Origin of the sequence: Pseudaeromonas paramecii (assembly GCF_039540575.1) — a bacterium.
In the GTDB taxonomy this organism is placed as follows: Bacteria; Pseudomonadota; Gammaproteobacteria; order Enterobacterales; family Aeromonadaceae; genus Pseudaeromonas; species Pseudaeromonas paramecii.
The window spans coordinates 1-18,148 of sequence record NZ_BAABFC010000012.1 but is presented as its reverse complement, the minus strand read 5'-3'; the positions used below and the strand labels follow the sequence as shown (position 1 = coordinate 18,148).

Here is an 18,148-nt window from a genome sequence, read left to right as displayed (position 1 = left end):
GAGAGCCAAACACAAAAAAGCCCTGCATTGCAGGGCTTTTTTACAGAGGCGTGCGATTTACTCGCCCTTGATCCGGGTGATATCACCACCCAGGCCGCGCAGCTTCTCTTCGATGTGCTCATAGCCCCGATCGATGTGGTAGATACGATCCACCACAGTCACCCCTTGCGCGACGAAGCCGGCCAGCACCAGGCTGGCGGAGGCCCGCAGGTCGGTGGCCATCACCTGGGCACCGCTCAGCTGCTCGGTATCCCGGCAGATGGCCAGGTTGCCCTGCAGCTCGATGCTGGCACCCATGCGGTTGAGCTCAGGCACGTGCATGAAGCGGTTTTCGAAGATGGTCTCGGTCACCATGCCGGTGCCCTTGGCCACGGCGTTCAACACGGTAAACTGGGCCTGCATGTCAGTGGGGAACGCCGGATAGGGCGCCGTGGTGATGTCCACCGGCTTCAGGGTCCGCCCCGCCATATCCAGCTTGATCCAGTCGGCGCCTTTCTCGATCAGGGCCCCCGCCTCTTCCAGCTTCACCAACACGGCTTCCAGCAGGCTGGGATCCGTCTGCCGGCAGACGATGGTGCCACCTGAGATGGCGGCCCCCACCAGGAAGGTACCTGTCTCGATGCGATCCGGTTGCACCCGGTAACTGCCACCATGCAGCTTCTCCACCCCGTCGATCACCAGGCGATCGGAGCCGATACCGGAGATCTTGGCCCCCAGCGCATTGAGGAAGTGCGCCAGATCCACCACCTCGGGCTCCCGGGCGGCGTTGTCTATGATGGTCTGACCGTCCGCCAGCACGGCGGCCATCATCAGGTTTTCGGTGCCGGTGACGGAGACCATGTCCATCAGGATATGGGCCCCCTTGAGGCGACCATCCACCCGAGCCTTGATATAGCCGTCTTCCACCACCACCTTGGCACCCATCAGCTCCAGACCATGGATATGCAGGTTGACCGGGCGGGCACCGATGGCACAACCACCGGGCAGCGACACGTCCGCCTTGCCGAAGCGGGCCACCAGGGGGCCCAGAGCCAGGATGGAGGCGCGCATGGTCTTCACCAGCTCATAGGGCGCCACATGGTTGTTCACGGCACCGGCCAACACGGTCACGCTGCCATTTTGCTTGACGCTGGCGCCCAGCAGCTCCAGCAGCTTCAAGGTGGTGGTGACATCTTTCAGATGAGGCACATTGCTCAGCTGGATCTCTTCATCACACAGCAGGGAACCGAACAGGATGGGCAGGGCGGCGTTTTTCGCCCCAGAGATGGTGACCTCACCCTTGAGGGTGCAGCCGCCGTTGATTTTGAATTTGTCCATGAATAGTGCCGACCTCAAGAAGGCATGATGAGTTTCTTGTTGCGTTGCCACTCGGCGGGGGTGAAGGCCTTGATGCTCAGGGCATGGATGGCGTTGCTGGCGATCTGCTCCATCAGGGGGGCATAGATAACCTGCTGCTTCTTCACCCGGCTCATACCGTCGAACAGGGACGCCACGGCAATCACCTGATAATGACCGCCCTCCCCGCTGACATGAACTTCGTCCAATGCCAGTGCGGAGCGCAGGATACTCTCAATCTCGCTAGGTTGCATAGGTAAACTCTCGATTAGTGAAGCGGCGCCAGCTCAAACAGTTCGGCCACCCCGTACAGGCTGGCCAGCTTGATGAAATTGTCGTCGGCGCCCAGGATGCGTAGCCGGCTGCCGCGGGCCTGACAAGCCTGACTCCACTTCACCAGCAGGGCCAGGGCCGCAGAGTCCAACCGCACCACCTCGGTCAGATCGGCCTCATCCTGGGCAAACAGCTGGGCCTGCTGGCCCCAGCTGCTGGCCGCCCAGGCGGCATTCAGGCTGCCGTCAAACTTCATGAGCTCTTGCTCGGCAGGGTGGCGGGCTTGCTGTTGTGCTCTTCGAGCATGGCGCTGACCTTGTCAATGCCCTGCTGGCGGATCATGCCCCCCAGTTCGGACTGTTTGGCCGCCAACAGGCTGATGCCCTCGGCCACCATGTCATAGGCCTTCCATTCGCCGGTCTTGCTGTTCTGCCGCAGCTTGAAGATCACCGTGATCTCCGGCGCCGCAGGATCCAGCACCTTGACGCTGACGGAGGCAACCTTCTGGTCACCCAGCGGCTTGGACGGCTCCACCTGGATGGTCTGGTTGTCGTACTTGCCCAGGGCATCGGCGTAGGTGGCCACTATGTAGTCGGTGAAGGCCAGGGTGAAACGGTCACGCTGCTCCGGTGAGGTGTTCTTGATGTTGCTGCCGATCACCTTGTAGGCGGCAAACTTGTTGTCCACGTAGGGCAGCAACTCCTCACGGATCACCTGACGCAGATAGCCTGGCTCCTGCTGGATGCGGGCGTGCTCCTTGTTCATGCGATGGAAGGTATTCTGCGCCACCACATCGATCAGCTGATAGGGATCCTGGGGCGCCGCCAGGGCCACGGGCATCAGCCCAACAAACGCCAACAGGCACAAGACACGCGAAAAAATGCGCAGCATGGAATCGACTCCTTACTGTTTGGATTGGCTGTAGAGGAACTTGCCAATGAGGTCCTCCAGCACGATGGCCGGCTTGGTGTCCTCAATGTAGTCCCCTTGCTTGAGCAACTCCGTGCCCATCTCCTCGTCCATAAACCCGGGGGTAAGCCCGATATACTGTTCCCCCAGCAGTCCGGCGGTCAGGATGGACGCGCTGGAGGTGCTGGGCAGGTCATCATATTGACTTTGGATCTGCAGCTCAACGACCGGGGTGAAGCTCTTGGCATCGATATGGATGCTGGCCACCCGGCCCACCACCACACCGCCGATCTTCACCGGCGAGCGCACCTTGAGGCCGCCGATGTTGTCGAACTTGGCATACAGGGTATAGCTGCTGCCCCGAGTGTCCAGAGCCAGCCCGGCCACCTGCAGCGCCAGCACGACACCGGCCAGGATGCCAGCCAGCATGAAGAGGCCGACGGTAAATTCAATTTTGCTAAATTTCATGATTTTCATCCAAACATGACTGCGGTGAGCACAAAGTCCAACCCCAGCACCGCCAGGGACGAATGCACCACGGTACGGGTGGTGGCCTGACTGATACCCGCCGCCGTGGGCTTGGCATCATAACCGTTGAACAGGGCGATCCAGCTGACCACCAGGGCAAACAGCAGGCTCTTGATGAAGCCTTGCATGATGTCTTCCTGCAGATCCACCGCCGCCTGCATGCCGGACCAGAAGCTACCCTGATCCACCCCCAGCCAGTCGACCCCGACGAGCTTGCCGCCGTAGATGCCGATCAGGCTGAACATCAGCGCCAGCAGCGGCAGGCTGATGACCCCGGCCCAGAAACGCGGCGAGACGATGCGCCGCAAGGGATCCACCGCCATCATCTCCAGGCTGGAGAGCTGCTCGGTGGCCTTCATCAGGCCAATCTCGGCGGTCAGGGCCGAGCCGGCGCGGCCGGCAAACAGCAGCGCGGTCACCACAGGGCCCAGCTCCCGCAGCAAGGAGAGGGAGACCAGGGGCCCCAGGGAGCCTTCGGCGCCAAAATCCACCAGCACGTTGTAGCCTTGCAGCCCCAGCACCATACCGATAAACAGACCGGACACCAAGATGATCAGCACCGATTGCACCCCCACCACGTACAGCTGGCGCACCAGCAAGGGGAAGTGCTTGAGGGGTTCGGGTTTGCCCACCAGGGCGTGGAACAGCATGACGCCGGCCCGGCCCAGGCCGCTGAGCAAGCGCACCCCTTGCCGGCCTAACAGCGATATTTTCTCGACCAGTATCACAGCGCCTCCAGGTAGTTGCCGGCGGGATAATGAAAGGGCACGGGCCCGTCGGGCAGCCCCTGAACAAACTGCACCACCTCTGGGTTGCCCTCCCGGCGCAGCTCCTCCGGGGTGCCGGCCGCCACCACCCGCTTGTTGGCGATGAGATAGACATAATCGGCGATGCTCATCACCTCGGGCACATCGTGGGAGACGATCACCGAGGTGATGCCCATGGTCTGGTTGAGCTGACGGATGAGCTTCACCAGCACCGCCATGGTGATGGGATCCTGACCGACGAAGGGCTCGTCATAGAGGATCAGCTCCGGATCCAGGGCGATGGCCCGGGCCAGCGCCGCCCGCCGGGCCATGCCGCCGGAGAGCTCGGAGGGCATCAACTCGGCGGCGCCTCGCAGACCGACGCTTTCGAGCTTCATCAGCACCAGGGTGCGGATCAGTTCCTCAGGCAACTGGGTATGCTCCCGCAGCGGGTAGGCCACGTTCTCGAACACCGTCATACCGGTAAACAGGGCACCGCTTTGAAACAGCATGCTCATGCGTTTGCGCAGCTCATACAGGGCGCGGCGAGAAAGACGCGGCACATCGTGGCCGTCGAACAGCACCTGGCCGCTATCGGGCTTGAGCTGGCCACCGATCAGGCGTAGCAGTGTGGTCTTGCCGATGCCGCTGGGCCCCATCAGGGCCGTGACCTTACCCTTGGGAATGCTCAGGCTGATGTTGTCGTACAGCAGGCGATCGCCATGGCTGAAGCTCAGGTTGTTTATCTGAACCAATGAATCCGTCAAACGACACTCCCCCATGGGAACCCAGGAAACGGGCAGAAACGAAAAAGGGATTGTACCGGTTGCCGCTTGACCACCGCAACCAAGCCTTGGCACGGAGGTCGCATATGACGTTGAGGTTTCATATAATCGGCCGGTTAATCTTCTGCTGGAGCCTGCCTTGATGCCGGATCAATTCGATTTTCGTCGGGTCGCCCGACGAGTGCTGGATATCGAAAAACAAGCCATCGACAATCTGTATGCCACCCTGGATGAGGCCTTTGACGCCGCCTGTCAGCGGCTTTCTGCCTGTCAGGGCAAGGTCATCGTCATGGGCATGGGCAAGTCCGGCCATATCGGCCGCAAGATTGCCGCCACCCTGGCCAGCACAGGCACCTCCGCCTTCTTCGTACACCCCGGGGAAGCCAGCCACGGCGATCTGGGCATGGTGGGCCCCAAGGATCTGGTCATCGCCATCTCCAACTCGGGTGAAAGCGATGAGATCATCGCCCTGCTGCCGGTGCTCAAGCGCTGGGGCGTCCCCATGATCGCCATGACCGCCCGCCCCACCTCCACCATGGCCCGGGAGGCCGTGGTGCATCTGAATACCCGGGTGGAGCAGGAAGCCTGTCCCCTGGGGTTGGCCCCCACCTCCAGTACCACGGCGACCCTGGTGCTGGGGGATGCCCTGGCGGTGGCCCTGCTGGAAGCCAAAGGCTTCACCGCCGATGACTTTGCCCTCTCCCACCCCGGCGGCAGCCTGGGTCGCCGCCTGTTGCTGCGCACCAGCGATCTGATGCACGCCGGCGACGAGCTGCCCCAGGTGCCCCAGGATGCCAGCATCAGCCAGGCCCTGCTGGAGGTGAGCCGCAAGGGGCTGGGCATGACCGCCGTGGTGGCGGCCGACGGCCGTCTGGCGGGCCTGTTCACCGACGGGGATCTGCGCCGCATCCTGGATCAGCAGATCGACATTCATCAAACCCCCATCGCCCGGGTGATGACCGCCAACTGCATCACGGTCGGTCCCGACATGCTGGCCGCCGAGGCGGTACAGCTGATGCAGTCCCGCAAGATCAACGGCCTGGTGGTGGTGGACGGCGACCACAAGCCGGTGGGTGCCTTCAACATGCATGATGTGCTCAAGGCGGGGGTGGTATGAGTCAGATGGCTGATACGCCCTACGGCCCCGTCCCCCAAGCGACCCTGGAGGCCGCCCGTCGCATTCGTTTGCTGATCTGCGACGTGGACGGCGTGCTGTCCGACGGCAAGATTTACCTGGGTAACAACGGCGAAGAGCTCAAGAGCTTCCATACTAAGGATGGATTCGGCCTCAAGGCCGTGATGAGTCAGGGCATTGAGGTGGCCGTGATCACAGGGCGCTCCTCGCGCATCGTCAGTGATCGCATGCTCTCCTTGGGCGTGCGCCACGTCTATCAGGGTCAGGGGGACAAGTTGCCCGTCTATCAGCAGCTGTTGCAGAAGCTGGCGTTGACCGCCGACCAGGTGGCCTACATAGGCGATGATGTCATCGACCTGCCGGTGATGCGCGCCTGCGGACTGGGAGTGGCGGTGGCTGATGCCCATCCGCTGGTACAGCAGGGGGCCGACTTCATCTGCCGGCTCAAGGGCGGCGAAGGGGCGGTACGGGAGCTGTGCGATCTGATCCTGCAGGCCCTGGGCGCCCTGGAATCGGCACAGGGGCCCTCGGTATGAGTCGGCAAAATCTGCTCATCGGCGCCCTCTTCCTGTTTAGCCTGCTGAGCTGGCGCTGGTTTGAGGCCGATCGTCAGTCCGGCACCCTCACCAATCCCGAGGAGTACTACCAGCCCACCTTTACCGCCAACAAGCTCAAGTACCTGAACTTTGGCGACAACGGCCAGCTGCGTAACGAGGTCTCGGCGGACTATACCGAATATTACAATCAGCTGGAGCAGACGGAGCTGTTCAACCCCGTTATCATTGCTCACGATGAGCAGGGCCAAGCCCAGTGGCGCATCAGCGCCAAGCAGGGCATCCTCAATCTCAACGACAACGCCATCTTACGGGATCAGGTCCGCATCCTGGCCCTGACCGCCAATGACACCCTGGACTGGCTCGAGACTCCCTATCTGGAGATGGATCTGCTCCGTAACGAGGTTCGTAACCATCATCCCGTGACCATGGAAGGTCCCCGCTTCCACCTGGAAGGTGTGGGCTTACTGGGGCAACTGGATCAACGCATTTATGAAATTCTGGACAAGAGTCATGGTATCTACTTCAACCAGCCTTAAGTGGTGCCTGCTGGCCCTGTGCCTGCAACCCGTGATGGCCAAGCAAAGCGACTACAAGCAGAAGGTCTACGTGGACTCGGTGCGCCAGGTGGCCGAGCTCAACGACAACAGGCTGACCTTTTTGGATGATGTGGTGATCCGTCAGGGCACCATCGAAATCCATGCCGACAAGGTGGAGGTGATCCGCCACGGTGACAAGGGTGCCGATGAGATGATAGCCACCGGCCGCCCGGCCCGCTTCCACCAGGTGCTGGATAACGGCAAGCCGGTGGATGCCCAGGCCAATCGCCTGAGTTACAAGCTCAAGGAGCGCATGGTACTGCTCACTGGCAACGCCCGCATCAAGCAGTCGGACAACGAGATCAGCGGTGACCAGATCCGCTATGACATCCAGAAACAGCAGATGGTGGCCGAAAGCAGCGGAGGCTCCCGGGTCAAGACCATCTTCCTGCCCGACGAGATGGGCAGCTTCGATCAACCGGCCCAGGAGAAACCCTAAGCCATGGCCCTGTTACATGCCGCCAATCTGAAAAAGAGCTACAAGGGTCGCCAGGTGGTGAGCGACGTCTCCCTCCAGGTGGCCGCCGGCCAGGTGGTGGGTCTGCTGGGCCCCAACGGCGCCGGCAAGACCACCTCCTTCTACATGATCGTCGGCCTGGTACAGCAGGACGGCGGCCAGGTCTGCATCGACGAGCTGGACATCAGCTCCATGCCCATGCACCTGCGGGCCCGTAACGGCATCGGTTACCTGCCCCAGGAGGCCTCGATTTTTCGTCGCCTGACGGTGGAAGAGAACCTGCTGGGAGTGCTGCAGATCCGCCCTGAACTGACCCAGGAGGAACGGCGGCAGAAGATGGAGTCCCTGCTGGAGGAGTTTCACATCACCCATATCCGCCAGAATCTGGGCCAGAGCCTGTCCGGTGGCGAGCGCCGTCGGGTGGAGATCGCCCGGGCCCTGGCCGCCGAGCCCCGCTTCATCCTGCTGGATGAGCCCTTCGCCGGGGTGGATCCCATCTCGGTGAACGATATCAAACGCATCATAGAACACCTGCGGGATCGGGGATTGGGCGTACTCATCACAGACCACAACGTGCGGGAAACACTTGATGTCTGCGAGAAAGCCTATATCGTCAGCCATGGACATCTGATCGCGGAAGGGACACCCAGCGAGATTTTGGCCAATGAACAGGTGAAGCGGGTTTACCTGGGTGACGCCTTCAGCATTTGATCTTCTCGTCACCGGCATTGCATTAACAAGGACATACGGAAATAGATGAAGCCATCCTTACAGTTGCGACTGGGTCAGTCTCTGGCCATGACGCCACAACTACAGCAGGCGATTCGTCTGTTGCAGCTCTCCACACTGGAGCTGCAGCAGGAAATCCAACAGGCGCTGGATGCCAATCCGCTGCTGGAGCAGGAGGAGAGCGATACCCACGAGTCAGAGCAACCCAGCGAGGAAGCACAGGACAGCAGCCAGCTGGATACCAGCGAAGCCATGGAACAGGACAAGCTGCCGGATGATCTGCCCATGGATACCTCCTGGGACGAGGTCTACACCGCTGCCGGTTCCGGCCAGTCCAGCAGCCCCATCAGTGGCGATGAAGACTTCCTCTATCAGGGCGAAACCACAGAGACGCTGCAGGATTACCTGTTGTGGCAGATGCAGCTCACCCCCTTTAGCGAGGTGGATCAGGCCATCGCCCTGGCCATCATAGACGCCATCGACGACTCGGGTTACCTCACCATTGATCTGGACGATATCGTTCAGGCGGTGAGCGATGAGGATATCCAGGTTGAGCTGGACGAGGTGACCGCCGTGCTCAAGCGGGTGCAGCACTTCGACCCCATCGGCGTGGCCGCCCGCTCGGTGCAGGAGTGCCTGCAGATCCAGCTGGGCCAATACGCGCCCGGCATCCCCTGGTTGGCCGAGGCCAAGCAGGTGCTGGCCGAACACATGGATCTGCTGGGCAACCGGGACTATCGCACCCTGGCCCGCAAGATGCAGCTCAAGGAGTCCGAGCTCAAGGAGGTGCTGGATCTCATTCAGCAGCTGGAGCCCAGACCCGGCAATCGGGTGATGCAAACCGACTCCCAGTATGTGATCCCGGATGTGGCGGTGAGCAAGAAGCAGGGCAAGTGGGTGGTGGAGCTTAATCCCGATGCCATGCCCAAGATCCGCATCAACGAAACCTATGCCTCCATGGCCCGTCACGCCCGCAACAGCAGCGATACCCAGTTCATTCGCTCGCACCTGCAGGAGGCCAAGTGGTTCATCAAGAGCCTGGAGAGCCGCAACGAGACCCTGCTCAAGGTGGCCAACTGCATCGTCAAGCAGCAGCAGGACTTCTTCGAATACGGTGAAGAGGCCATGAAGCCCATGGTGCTCAACGACGTGGCCGAAGCCGTCGAGATGCACGAGTCCACCATCTCCCGGGTGACCACGCAAAAATTCATGCATACCCCGCGGGGTATCTTCGAGCTGAAGTACTTTTTCTCCAGCCACGTCAATACTGAGAGTGGGGGGGAGTGCTCTTCCACCGCCATCCGTGCCCTGATCAAGAAGCTGGTGGCGGCCGAAAACCCGGCAAAACCCTTAAGCGATAGCAAGATCGCGGATTTGCTCACCGAGCAAGGTATCATGGTAGCCAGACGGACCATCGCCAAGTACCGCGAGTCCTTGTCGATTCCCCCGTCTAGTCAGCGCAAACGCCTACTGTAAGTCACACTTACGGGGCCCTACTTAAGGACGACGTTATGCAAATTAATCTCTCAGGTCATCACATCGAACTCACCGATCCCCTGCGCGATTTTGTCACCACCAAGTTTGCCAAGCTGGAGCGTCACTTCGAACAGATCAATAACGTCCAGGTGATCCTGAACGTGGAGAAGCTCAATCAAATCGCCGAAGCCAAGTTGAACGTCAACGGCGGCGAAATCTTTGCCAATGCCCAGGATGCGGACATGTACGCCGCCATCGATGCCCTGATCGATAAGCTGGACCGGCAACTCATCAAACACAAAGAAAAGATCTCCAGCAAATAACCATGCAACTCTCCGACCTGCTCAGCGGGAACTGCACCAAGAGTGCAGTTCCCTGCTCCAGTAAAAAACGCGCCATCGAAATCATCAGTGAACTTGCCGCCGCACAGCTGGGCATCGACAGCCAGGAGCTGTTCGAATGCCTGCTGGCCCGGGAGAAGCTGGGCAGTACCGGCATTGGTGGCGCCATCGCCATCCCCCACGGCCGTATCCCGGACGAGCTGCCGGTGACCGGTGTGCTGCTGACCCTGGAGCAGCCCATCCCCTTCGATGCCATCGACAACCAACCCGTCGACATACTGTTTGCCCTGCTGGTACCCGAGAGCCAGTGCAAGCAGCACCTGCAAACCCTGGGGCTGATTGCCAAAAAACTCAGTGACAAAAACCTCTGTCGCCAATTGCGCCTGGCGGACAATGATGAAATGCTCTACCAACTGATCACCGCCCCCTGAGGAGCCCATGAAACTCATCGTCGTCAGCGGCCGGTCCGGCTCCGGCAAGACCATAGCCCTGCGGGTACTGGAGGATCTGGGTTACTACTGTGTCGACAACCTGCCGGTCTCCCTGCTGCCACAACTGGTGGCCGAGCTGCGTGGCAAGTTCGAGGAGATGGCGGTCAGCATAGACGTGCGCAACCTGCCGGAGCAGAGCGAGGATCTGGAACGTATCCTGGGGCTGCTGCGTCAGGCCTCGGATCTGGAATTCACCAGCTTCTTCATCGATGCCGACAACCCCATTCTCATCCGCCGCTACAGCGAGACCCGGCGGCTGCACCCCCTGTCCCGCAAGCAACTGACCCTGGAGCAGGCCATCCAGCATGAGACAGCCCTGCTCTCGCCCCTGTCCACCAGTGCCGATCTGCGCATCGACACCAGCCACCTGAGCATTCACGATCTCAGCGAACAGATCCGCGAGCGGGTGCTGGGCAAGAAAGAAAAAGAACTGGTGCTGGTGTTCGAGTCCTTCGGCTTCAAGTACGGCATCGCCAAGGATGCCGACTTCGTCTTCGATGCCCGCTTCCTGCCCAATCCCCACTGGATTGCCGAGCTGCGCCCCCTCACCGGCAAGGATGAACCGGTACGCCGCTATCTGCGCAGCCATGCCGATGTGATGCAGTACATACAGCAGATCGAGACCCTGCTGAGCAACTGGCTGCCCCACCTGGAGCGCAACAATCGCAGCTACGTGACCCTGGCGGTGGGTTGCACCGGCGGTCAGCACAGATCCGTCTTCATCGTCGAGCAGCTGGCGGCCCGCTTCACCGCCGCCGGCAAGACGGTGCAGATCCGCCATCACAGCCTGGAGAAATCCCATGCCGCGCATTGAGAAGCGCCTGCCCATCGTCAACAAGCTGGGCCTGCATGCCCGGGCCGCCATCAAGCTGGTACAGCTGACCGCCAGCTTTGCGGCCACTGTGACGGTCTGTAATGGGGAGCGTCAGGCGGATGCCGACTCCGTGATGGGTCTGCTTATGCTGGAAGCCGCCCAGGGCGAGACCATACGGGTGATCTGCGAGGGAGACGATGCCGCCGCTCTGATGGCCGCGGTGGAACAACTGGTGGCCGATCGCTTCGACGAAAACGAATAATGCTGCAGTGGTTCATACTTTCCCAGATAGCGCCACATCTGGAGGTGAACCATGTCTCGATGGCAACTGGGTATCGTCGCCTTGCTCTTTTCCCTATCCCTGTCCGCCAACGACAGCTTCAACAGCGAGTTGAGCCATTTCGCCGGCGGCGCCGCCATGGCCGGCGGCATCAGCCTGCTCAGTCATCACTACTACCCCGAACAAGACGCCTTCTGGATGGGCTTTGGCCTTTCCTCGCTGGCCGGTGTGCTCGGCGAGGGCGCCCAATGGGCCAGTGGCGGACGCTTCTCCGCCCTGGATGCCGGCTCCCATATGGCCGGCTCCCTGCTGGGTGCCACCACGGTGGAACATCTGTATATCCAACCCGATCTCTATCGGGCGCAGGAGCACTATGTAGGACTGCAGGCCCGCTACCTGCTCTGAGGCTTAGCTGCCGGCCAGCTTCATGCTCTCCACCAGCACTGAGCCGGTGCGCAGGCTGGAGCGGGTGTCCACGTCGTTGCCCACCGCCAGCAGGCTGGCAAACATCTGCTTGAGGTTGCCGGCGATGGTGATCTCCTGCACCGGATAGGCTATCTCGCCGTTCTCCACCCAGAAACCCGCCGCCCCCCGGGAGTAATCCCCGGTGACGATATTCACCCCCTGCCCCATCAGCTCGGTCACCAGCAGGCCGGTGCCCATCTGCTTGAGCAATTGCGCCTGTGACTCGCCACGCCCCTGCACCTGCCAGTTATGGATGCCGCCGGCGTGGCCGGTGGACGCCAGTCCCAGCTTGCGACCGGAATAGCTGGTCAGCAGGTAGGTGGCCAACCGGCCCTGCTCTATGATGGCCCGGTCGCAGGTCCGCACCCCTTCGGCATCGAAGGGCGAGCTGGCCAGCCCCTTGGCCAGATGAGCCTGCTCCAACACGCTCAGCCAATCCGGGAAGATGGACTGGCCCAGGGCATCCAGCAGGAAAGAGGACTTGCGATACAGGTTGCCGCCGCTGATGGCGGAGACTAGGTGACCAAACAGGCTGGTGGCCGCCTCGGGGGCAAACAGCACGGGCACCTGACAGGTCTTCACCTTGCGCCCGCCCAGGCGGCTGACGGTACGCTCTACCGCCTCCTCGGCGATGCGCTCCGGTGACCAGAGATCCTGCAGATCCCGGCAGGAGGAGTAGCTGTAGTCCCGCTCCATCTCGCCGTTTTGCTCGCCGATCAGCACGCAGCTGAGGCTATGGCGGCTACCGGCATAGCCTTTGACGAAACCATGGGTGTTGCCGTACACCTTGATGCCGGTATGGCTGCTGAAGCTGGCGCCGTCGGAATGCTTGATGCGGGGATCCAGCCCCAGGGCGTGGCGTTCGCAGGCACTGGCCAGCGCAATACCCTGAGCCGGATCCAGCGCGGCGGGATAGAGCAAGTCCACCTGGGGGGCCTCCCAGGCCATCCAGTCGGCGTCGGCCAAGCCGGCGAAGGGGTCACAGGCGGTGTGGCGGGCGATCTCCAGGGCCGCCTCCACGCAGCGGCGCAAGGCAGCGGGGCTCAGATCCGTGGTGGACGAGGAGCCCTTGCGCCCCTGGCGATAGACGGCGATGCCCAGGGCGCCATCCTTGTTGAATTCGATGTTCTCCACCTCGCCACCCCGGGTATTCACCGAGATGCCGGTCTGCTTGCTGATGGAGATCTCGGCGCTGTCCGCCCCCAGGGATTGGGCCAGGCTCAGCGCATCGGCCACCACAGTTTCCAATTGTGCCTGTTCCTGGCGGATCTGTTGCTCAAGGGTCATAGTAGTCTGCGTATCCAGTGTGGGGCGCGACGCGCCCGGCCGCGAGGGTTGCCGGGGAACCACCCCGGTTGGTAACCGCCAAGCCTACCACAGGCCACCCATCAGCGGGAGAAGCTGGTAATATATCCGCCATACTTAGCGACATGAGTGTCATATGAATCAAGATTTTGACCAACCCCAGGACGATGCCTGGGACGACGAGGATTACGTCAGCAAAAACCAACTCAAACGGGAGTCCACCGCCCTGCAGAAACTGGGCGAGGAGCTGGTGGCCCTGCGTCCCAGCGAACTGGCCAAGGTACCCCTGGACGAAGAGCTGGCCGATGCCATCGACCTGGCCCACCGGCTGGAAAGCAAGCGGGAAGCCAAGCGCCGTCACCTGCAATTTATCGGCCGTCTGATGCGCAACCGCGACATTGCCGCCATCGAGGCGGCCATGGATGAGATCCGCAACCGCCACATCGGTGCCAACCTGCGCCACCACAAGCTGGAGCAGTGGCGGGATCGCCTGCTGGCCGAGGGGGATGACGTCATCAACGAGCTGCTGGCCCTGAACCACGAGCTGGATCGGCAGAAGCTGCGGCAACTGGTGCGCCAGGCCAAGAAGGAGCAGGAACAGGGCAAGGCCCCCAGCGCCTTCCGCGAGCTGTTCAAGTACCTGCGGGATGGTCTCGAAGACCAGATCTGACGCGTAAGGAGTCTCCATGACCAGGCTGTTGCGTACCCTGTTGCTGCTCCCCCTGCTGGGTTGGACCGGCGCCCTGCTGGCCAGCCCGCTGGTGATCGATGTCCGCACCCCGGCGGAATACGCCCAAGGCCACGTGGCGGGCGCGCAACAGATCGACTATCAGCAGGTGGCTGCCCGCCTGGAGCAGCAGCAACTGGACCGGGCCACGCCCATCGCCCTGTACTGCCGCTCCGGCCGCCGTGCCGAGCTGGCCCGTCAGGCCCTGCAGGCCGCCGGGTTTTCCCAGGTAGAGAACCTGGGTAGCCTGCAACAGGCCGCCCAGCAGTTGGCACAGCCCATTACCCCCTGACAAGCCGGGGCGCCCTGGGCGATACTTGAGACTGTATCCCCTGCCGGAGCGCCCCATGCCTCACGCCACCCTTGAACAGATCCTGACGGATCTGGACACCGTCATCCTCGGTAAACCCCGGGTACTGCGTCTGGCCCTGTGCTGCCTGCTGGCCCGGGGCCACCTGCTGCTCGAGGATCTGCCCGGCATGGGCAAGACCTCCCTGAGTCAGGCTCTGGCCTCCGTGCTGGGCCTGAGTTTCGCCCGGGTGCAGTTCACCGCCGATCTGCTGCCGGCCGACCTATTGGGCCTGTCCATCTTCGATCCCCAGCAACAAAGCTTCGTGTTTCACCCCGGCCCCCTCTTCACCCAGGTGCTGCTGGCGGATGAAATCAACCGCGGCAGCCCCCGCACCCAGAGTGCCCTGCTGGAAGCCATGGCCGAGGGACAGATAAGCCAGGACGGCGTGACCCGCCCCCTGCCGGATCCCTATTTCGTCATCGCCACCCAGAATCCTCAGGAGCAGACCGGCACCTTCCCCCTGCCCGAATCCCAGCTGGATCGCTTCCTGATGTGCCTGACCCTGGGCTACCCGGATGCCCAGGCCGAGCGACAGATGCTGCTGCAGCCCCCCAAGAGCCAGCTGCCCCCCCGCCTGGATGACGAGGGGCTGCGCCGGCTGCAAACCCTGGCCAGCCAGGTGCATGCCAGCCCGGCGGCGCTGGATTATCTGCTGGCCCTGGTGCAGGCCAGCCGCGCCGATCCCCAGCTGCCCCACGCCCTCTCCCCCCGTGCCAGCCGCGGCCTGCTGGCGGCGGGGCGGGCCTGGGCCCTGCTGGCCGGGCGGGACTATCTGCTGCCGGATGATCTGCAGGCTGTGTTCCCCGCCGTGGCGGAACACAGGTTGCGCGGCGCTCACGGCGACAGCCGGCAGGCAGAAGCCAGTCTCAGCCAGCGGCTGCTGGAACGGGTGGATCCGGTTCAATGAGGCAGTGGATCGCCGCCTGGCGACAGCGCTGGCTGGCACGCCGCATCCCGCCAGCACCCGAGATCCGCCTGCACAGGGGCAACCTCTTCATCCTGCCCAGCCACTTCGGCCTGGGCTACCTGCTGTTGTGCCTGGCGCTGTTTGTGCTGGGCACCAACTACCAGAACAACCTGATCCTGGCCCTGACCCTGCTGCTGCTGAGCCTGTTTGTCACCAGCATCTGGCACGCCTACTTCAACCTGGCGGGGCTGACGGTCAGCACCGAGCCCCTGGCCCTGGGCCAGGTGGACAGCCCCCTGCCGGTGAGCCTGAGAGTGACTGCCCCCCATCCGGTGCAGAGCCTGCGGCTCGACCATCCCCAGGCGCTGGGCAGCCAGCTAGCGCGGCTGGCCCACAGCGGGCGGCTGACCCTGCTGTTCACCCCCAGTCGCCGCGGCCCCTTTACGCCCGGCCGCATCACCCTGCAGAGTCATTACCCTCTGGGGCTGCTGCGTTGCTGGACCCACCTCGATCTGGCGCAGCAGACCCTGGTGGCCCCCCGCCCCGTGCCCTGTGCCCTGCCGCTGACCGGTCTGGCTGGCCAGGGACAGCACGCTCAGCAGGCTCTCCATGCTCCGCCCGAGGAGCTGGCGGAGCTGCGGCCCTATCGCCCCGGCGAGCCCCTCTCCCGTCTGGCCTGGCGCCAGCTGGCCCAGGGGCGCGGCAAGCTGACCAAGGTGTTTGATGCCCCACAGGGGCCGGCCCAATGGCTGGATCTGGCTCAGACACCCGGCACGGATCTGGAACTGCGCCTGGGCCAACTGTGTCATCAGGTGCTGCAGCTGAGCCAACGCCAGCACCCCTTCGGCCTGAAGCTGGCCAACTGGCAGTTGCCGCCGGACTCGGGCCCTGAGCAGACCCGCCAGGCCTTGAGTGCCCTGGCCCGCTTCGGGCTCAGACCATGAACCGGCATCCGGCCCTGCCTTGGCTCGCCGCCGCCTACCTGCTGGGCCTGCTGCCCCTGCTGGATAAGCTGAGCCTCTGGCTGCTGCTGCCCGCCGGTGCCGCCATCCTGGCCCGGCTGCTGATGGCGCTGGATCGCCTAAAGCCCCTGCCCAGTCCCTGGCCGGGCCTGCTGGCCCTGGTCTGTGCCCTGCCCTTGGCGCTGCAGGCCCGGGGACAGGGGCTGCTGGGAGCCCTGCTGGGCCTGCTGGTGCTGGGTTGTGCCTTCAAGTTTCTGGAGTTTCGTCATCGCCGGGATCTGGGCTTTCATGCCCTGGCGCTCTTCTTCATGGGCGGGCTAACCCTGCTCTATCACACGGGCCCTTTGATGGGCGGCTACCTGCTGCTGTTGTGCCTGCTGGGGCTGGGCGCCCTGCTCAGCCTCTATCGCGTCGCACCCTGGCAGCAGCAGGGCCGCCTGGCCCTGTTGTTGCTGCTGCAGAGCCTGCCCCTGATGCTCTTGCTGTTTGTGCTGCTGCCGCGGCTGGGGCCCTTGTGGAAGATGCCGGATCCCCGGGTGGCCAGTACCGGGCTGTCGGAGTCGGTGGCACCGGGGGCCTTCAGCCAGCTCACCCGGGACAGCCGTCTGGTGCTGCGGGTGCACTTCGATGGCCCGCCCCCCGCCCAGCGCTACTGGCGGGTCTGGGTGCACGAGATCTTTGATGGCCAGGCCTGGCAGCGACGAGCCGAACACAAAAACTGGCAGGCCCAGCTGGCACGGCTGCCCGATACCCCTCGGCCGCCGGCCCAGGGGTCGGGTTACGATCTCCTGCTGGAGCCGGGCATCAACCAGCAGCTGCCGGTGCTCTGGCCCGCCACCAGTCAGGCCCCGGATCTGCGCCTGAGCCCCTGGGGCGGCTGGGCCCTGCAACAGCCGGTGACCCAACCCCGCCAGATCCGGTTTTCTGGCGCCAGCCTGCCGCCCCCATCGCTGGGCGACGCCGATCGCCGCCTCAACCTGGCCCTGCCCCCCGGCAATCCCCGCAGCCGGGCCCTGGTCGCATCCTGGCGCCGCCAGGCGGTTGATGACGGCGGCTTGGTACAGGTGGCCATGGCCTATTTTCGCCAAGCGCCTTTCGCCTATACCCTGAGCCCGCCCCCGTTGAGCGGCGATCAGGTGGACGCCTTCCTGTTCGACAGCCGGCGGGGCTTCTGCGCCCATTACGCCAGTGCGCTGGCCTTCCTGCTGCGCGCCGCCGGCATACCTGCGCGCCTGGTGACCGGCTACCTGGGGGGGGAATATCGGCCTGAGGCCGGATACCTCAGCCTGTATCAGTTCGATGCCCACGCCTGGGTGGAGGCCTGGTGGGATGGGCGTTGGCATCGGCTGGACCCCACCGCCATGGTGGCACCGGAGCGGGTGGAGCAGGGGCTGGAGCAGCTGGTAGGGGCGGACGAGTTTCTCGCCGCAGACCCCTTCAGCCTGCAGCGCTACCGCCAGGTGCCGCTGCTCAACGAGCTGCGCCTCTGGCTGGCCGAACTGGACTACCGCTGGACCCTCTGGGTGGTGAACTACGATGGGAGCCGGCAGCAGCGGTTATTGAGCTGGCTGGGCAGCGAGGCGCTCTGGGCGCGGGCCGCCTGGCTGCTGGGCGGTGGCGTGCTGTTGGCGGCACTGGTGAGCCTGGGGCTCTGGTGGGGACGTCGGCCGGTGCCCGAGGCCCTAGCGGTGCGCCTCTACCGGCGCGCCTGCCGCACCTTGACCCGCCGTGGCGTGGGACCGACACCCGGCGAGACGCCACAGGCCTATGCCCAGCGTCTTACCCAGATCGCCCGGCCCGAGGCCGAGGTCATGACCGAGATCGCCGAGCTGCTGGGGCAGTTGCGCTACGCCAAGACGACGAAGCCGGGCACCCTGGCCCGGCTTCGTCGGCTGGTGCGACGGCTCTAGCTGTGATCTCTCTGTAGGTTGTTCACTCGGGGCATTCCCGGAGAATTGGAGGCGCCAACCAAACCAAT

General features: G+C 63.3%; 24 protein-coding genes. 16 read left to right on the top strand and 8 right to left on the bottom strand.

Going from position 1 to position 18,148, the window contains the following annotated elements; all coding sequences use genetic code 11:
• Positions 1 to 57 precede the first annotated feature (57 nt).
• From murA to mlaF, 7 genes are read right to left on the bottom strand one after another with little or no spacing between them, the layout of a single operon-like run.
• A complete protein-coding gene (gene murA, locus ABD847_RS08675; protein WP_345012042.1) occupies positions 58 to 1,317 on the bottom strand; it encodes a UDP-N-acetylglucosamine 1-carboxyvinyltransferase in 1,260 nt (419 codons plus the stop codon).
• Positions 1,318 to 1,331: 14 nt separating this feature from the next.
• Positions 1,332 to 1,589 (bottom strand): BolA family iron metabolism protein IbaG, encoded by a 258-nt coding sequence (gene ibaG, locus ABD847_RS08670; protein ID WP_345012040.1) that lies wholly within the window; start codon positions 1,587 to 1,589, stop codon positions 1,332 to 1,334.
• Between the two features lie 14 nt (positions 1,590 to 1,603).
• A complete protein-coding gene (locus tag ABD847_RS08665) occupies positions 1,604 to 1,864 on the bottom strand; it encodes an STAS domain-containing protein (protein WP_345012037.1) in 261 nt (86 codons plus the stop codon).
• Positions 1,861 to 2,490, bottom strand: coding sequence for an ABC transporter substrate-binding protein (locus ABD847_RS08660; RefSeq protein ID WP_425568452.1), 630 nt, complete (start codon positions 2,488 to 2,490; stop codon positions 1,861 to 1,863). Before ABD847_RS08660 ends, ABD847_RS08665 begins: the two co-directional genes overlap by 4 nt.
• A 21-nt stretch (positions 2,491 to 2,511) precedes the next feature.
• Positions 2,512 to 2,985: an outer membrane lipid asymmetry maintenance protein MlaD gene (mlaD, locus tag ABD847_RS08655; RefSeq protein WP_345012031.1), complete on the bottom strand. Its 474-nt coding sequence runs from the start codon at positions 2,983 to 2,985 to the stop codon at positions 2,512 to 2,514.
• Between the two features lie 5 nt (positions 2,986 to 2,990).
• Positions 2,991 to 3,770, bottom strand: a complete 780-nt coding sequence (gene mlaE / locus ABD847_RS08650) for a lipid asymmetry maintenance ABC transporter permease subunit MlaE (protein WP_345012684.1) — start codon at positions 3,768 to 3,770, stop codon at positions 2,991 to 2,993.
• On the bottom strand, positions 3,770 to 4,573 hold the full coding sequence (gene mlaF / locus ABD847_RS08645; protein WP_425568445.1) for a phospholipid ABC transporter ATP-binding protein MlaF: 804 nt from the start codon (positions 4,571 to 4,573) through the stop codon (positions 3,770 to 3,772). Before mlaF ends, mlaE begins: the two co-directional genes overlap by 1 nt.
• A gap of 145 nt (positions 4,574 to 4,718) precedes the next feature.
• Here mlaF and ABD847_RS08640 point away from each other — a divergent pair, with 145 nt between their 5' ends.
• Genes ABD847_RS08640 through ABD847_RS08590 form a run of 11 tightly spaced genes read left to right on the top strand, consistent with a single transcriptional unit; the run spans position 4,719 to position 11,857 of the window.
• Positions 4,719 to 5,693, top strand: coding sequence for a KpsF/GutQ family sugar-phosphate isomerase (locus tag ABD847_RS08640; protein ID WP_345012682.1), 975 nt, complete (start codon positions 4,719 to 4,721; stop codon positions 5,691 to 5,693).
• Positions 5,690 to 6,247 (top strand): 3-deoxy-manno-octulosonate-8-phosphatase KdsC, encoded by a 558-nt coding sequence (kdsC, locus tag ABD847_RS08635; protein WP_425568444.1) that lies wholly within the window; start codon positions 5,690 to 5,692, stop codon positions 6,245 to 6,247. The genes ABD847_RS08640 and kdsC overlap by 4 nt, the downstream gene beginning before the upstream one ends.
• Complete coding sequence (gene lptC, locus ABD847_RS08630; protein WP_345012025.1) at positions 6,244 to 6,804, top strand: LPS export ABC transporter periplasmic protein LptC; 561 nt, start codon at positions 6,244 to 6,246, stop codon at positions 6,802 to 6,804. Before kdsC ends, lptC begins: the two co-directional genes overlap by 4 nt.
• Positions 6,779 to 7,303: a lipopolysaccharide transport periplasmic protein LptA gene (lptA, locus tag ABD847_RS08625; RefSeq protein WP_345012023.1), complete on the top strand. Its 525-nt coding sequence runs from the start codon at positions 6,779 to 6,781 to the stop codon at positions 7,301 to 7,303. The genes lptC and lptA overlap by 26 nt, the downstream gene beginning before the upstream one ends.
• Positions 7,304 to 7,306: 3 nt before the next feature.
• Positions 7,307 to 8,032 (top strand): LPS export ABC transporter ATP-binding protein, encoded by a 726-nt coding sequence (gene lptB, locus ABD847_RS08620; protein ID WP_345012021.1) that lies wholly within the window; start codon positions 7,307 to 7,309, stop codon positions 8,030 to 8,032.
• 45 nt (positions 8,033 to 8,077) lie between these two features.
• Positions 8,078 to 9,526: an RNA polymerase factor sigma-54 gene (locus tag ABD847_RS08615; protein ID WP_345012018.1), complete on the top strand. Its 1,449-nt coding sequence runs from the start codon at positions 8,078 to 8,080 to the stop codon at positions 9,524 to 9,526.
• 35 nt (positions 9,527 to 9,561) lie between these two features.
• Positions 9,562 to 9,849, top strand: coding sequence for a ribosome hibernation promoting factor (gene hpf / locus ABD847_RS08610; protein WP_345012016.1), 288 nt, complete (start codon positions 9,562 to 9,564; stop codon positions 9,847 to 9,849).
• A gap of 2 nt (positions 9,850 to 9,851) precedes the next feature.
• Positions 9,852 to 10,298, top strand: a complete 447-nt coding sequence (gene ptsN / locus ABD847_RS08605) for a PTS IIA-like nitrogen regulatory protein PtsN (RefSeq protein WP_345012014.1) — start codon at positions 9,852 to 9,854, stop codon at positions 10,296 to 10,298.
• 7 nt (positions 10,299 to 10,305) lie between these two features.
• The gene (rapZ, locus tag ABD847_RS08600) at positions 10,306 to 11,172 is read left to right on the top strand and encodes an RNase adapter RapZ (protein ID WP_345012012.1); all 867 of its coding nucleotides are present in this window, start codon (positions 10,306 to 10,308) and stop codon (positions 11,170 to 11,172) included.
• The gene (locus tag ABD847_RS08595; protein ID WP_345012011.1) at positions 11,159 to 11,434 is read left to right on the top strand and encodes an HPr family phosphocarrier protein; all 276 of its coding nucleotides are present in this window, start codon (positions 11,159 to 11,161) and stop codon (positions 11,432 to 11,434) included. The genes rapZ and ABD847_RS08595 overlap by 14 nt, the downstream gene beginning before the upstream one ends.
• A 51-nt stretch (positions 11,435 to 11,485) precedes the next feature.
• Positions 11,486 to 11,857: a hypothetical protein gene (locus ABD847_RS08590; protein ID WP_345012010.1), complete on the top strand. Its 372-nt coding sequence runs from the start codon at positions 11,486 to 11,488 to the stop codon at positions 11,855 to 11,857.
• A gap of 3 nt (positions 11,858 to 11,860) precedes the next feature.
• Here ABD847_RS08590 and pmbA read toward each other — a convergent pair whose 3' ends face one another.
• On the bottom strand, positions 11,861 to 13,204 hold the full coding sequence (pmbA, locus tag ABD847_RS08585) for a metalloprotease PmbA (protein ID WP_345012009.1): 1,344 nt from the start codon (positions 13,202 to 13,204) through the stop codon (positions 11,861 to 11,863).
• 154 nt (positions 13,205 to 13,358) lie between these two features.
• Between pmbA and yjgA the strand changes: the two genes are divergently transcribed.
• From yjgA to ABD847_RS08560, 5 genes are read left to right on the top strand one after another with little or no spacing between them, the layout of a single operon-like run.
• Complete coding sequence (gene yjgA, locus ABD847_RS08580; protein WP_345012007.1) at positions 13,359 to 13,892, top strand: ribosome biogenesis factor YjgA; 534 nt, start codon at positions 13,359 to 13,361, stop codon at positions 13,890 to 13,892.
• 16 nt (positions 13,893 to 13,908) lie between these two features.
• Entirely contained in the window at positions 13,909 to 14,241 is a 333-nt protein-coding gene (locus ABD847_RS08575) for a rhodanese-like domain-containing protein (RefSeq protein WP_345012005.1), read from the top strand.
• Between the two features lie 55 nt (positions 14,242 to 14,296).
• A complete protein-coding gene (locus ABD847_RS08570) occupies positions 14,297 to 15,208 on the top strand; it encodes an AAA family ATPase (RefSeq protein ID WP_345012004.1) in 912 nt (303 codons plus the stop codon).
• Positions 15,205 to 16,152, top strand: coding sequence for a DUF58 domain-containing protein (locus ABD847_RS08565; RefSeq protein WP_345012003.1), 948 nt, complete (start codon positions 15,205 to 15,207; stop codon positions 16,150 to 16,152). Before ABD847_RS08570 ends, ABD847_RS08565 begins: the two co-directional genes overlap by 4 nt.
• The gene (locus ABD847_RS08560; protein WP_345012001.1) at positions 16,149 to 18,080 is read left to right on the top strand and encodes a transglutaminase TgpA family protein; all 1,932 of its coding nucleotides are present in this window, start codon (positions 16,149 to 16,151) and stop codon (positions 18,078 to 18,080) included. Before ABD847_RS08565 ends, ABD847_RS08560 begins: the two co-directional genes overlap by 4 nt.
• Positions 18,081 to 18,148: the final 68 nt, after the last annotated feature.

Bases quoted from the DNA above. Each gene is read 5' to 3' on its own strand.
- murA (WP_345012042.1), bottom strand. From the start codon at position 1,317: ATGGACAAATTCAAAATCAACGGCGGCTGCACCCTCAAGGGTGAGGTC.
- ibaG (WP_345012040.1), bottom strand. From the start codon at position 1,589: ATGCAACCTAGCGAGATTGAGAGTATCCTGCGCTCCGCACTGGCATTG.
- ABD847_RS08665 (WP_345012037.1), bottom strand. From the start codon at position 1,864: ATGAAGTTTGACGGCAGCCTGAATGCCGCCTGGGCGGCCAGCAGCTGG.
- mlaD (WP_345012031.1), bottom strand. From the start codon at position 2,985: ATGAAATTTAGCAAAATTGAATTTACCGTCGGCCTCTTCATGCTGGCT.
- mlaF (WP_425568445.1), bottom strand. From the start codon at position 4,573: ATGGGGGAGTGTCGTTTGACGGATTCATTGGTTCAGATAAACAACCTG.
- ABD847_RS08640 (WP_345012682.1), top strand. From the start codon at position 4,719: ATGCCGGATCAATTCGATTTTCGTCGGGTCGCCCGACGAGTGCTGGAT.
- kdsC (WP_425568444.1), top strand. From the start codon at position 5,690: ATGAGTCAGATGGCTGATACGCCCTACGGCCCCGTCCCCCAAGCGACC.
- lptC (WP_345012025.1), top strand. From the start codon at position 6,244: ATGAGTCGGCAAAATCTGCTCATCGGCGCCCTCTTCCTGTTTAGCCTG.
- lptA (WP_345012023.1), top strand. From the start codon at position 6,779: ATGGTATCTACTTCAACCAGCCTTAAGTGGTGCCTGCTGGCCCTGTGC.
- lptB (WP_345012021.1), top strand. From the start codon at position 7,307: ATGGCCCTGTTACATGCCGCCAATCTGAAAAAGAGCTACAAGGGTCGC.
- ABD847_RS08615 (WP_345012018.1), top strand. From the start codon at position 8,078: ATGAAGCCATCCTTACAGTTGCGACTGGGTCAGTCTCTGGCCATGACG.
- hpf (WP_345012016.1), top strand. From the start codon at position 9,562: ATGCAAATTAATCTCTCAGGTCATCACATCGAACTCACCGATCCCCTG.
- ptsN (WP_345012014.1), top strand. From the start codon at position 9,852: ATGCAACTCTCCGACCTGCTCAGCGGGAACTGCACCAAGAGTGCAGTT.
- rapZ (WP_345012012.1), top strand. From the start codon at position 10,306: ATGAAACTCATCGTCGTCAGCGGCCGGTCCGGCTCCGGCAAGACCATA.
- ABD847_RS08595 (WP_345012011.1), top strand. From the start codon at position 11,159: ATGCCGCGCATTGAGAAGCGCCTGCCCATCGTCAACAAGCTGGGCCTG.
- ABD847_RS08590 (WP_345012010.1), top strand. From the start codon at position 11,486: ATGTCTCGATGGCAACTGGGTATCGTCGCCTTGCTCTTTTCCCTATCC.
- pmbA (WP_345012009.1), bottom strand. From the start codon at position 13,204: ATGACCCTTGAGCAACAGATCCGCCAGGAACAGGCACAATTGGAAACT.
- yjgA (WP_345012007.1), top strand. From the start codon at position 13,359: ATGAATCAAGATTTTGACCAACCCCAGGACGATGCCTGGGACGACGAG.
- ABD847_RS08575 (WP_345012005.1), top strand. From the start codon at position 13,909: ATGACCAGGCTGTTGCGTACCCTGTTGCTGCTCCCCCTGCTGGGTTGG.
- ABD847_RS08570 (WP_345012004.1), top strand. From the start codon at position 14,297: ATGCCTCACGCCACCCTTGAACAGATCCTGACGGATCTGGACACCGTC.
- ABD847_RS08565 (WP_345012003.1), top strand. From the start codon at position 15,205: ATGAGGCAGTGGATCGCCGCCTGGCGACAGCGCTGGCTGGCACGCCGC.
- ABD847_RS08560 (WP_345012001.1), top strand. From the start codon at position 16,149: ATGAACCGGCATCCGGCCCTGCCTTGGCTCGCCGCCGCCTACCTGCTG.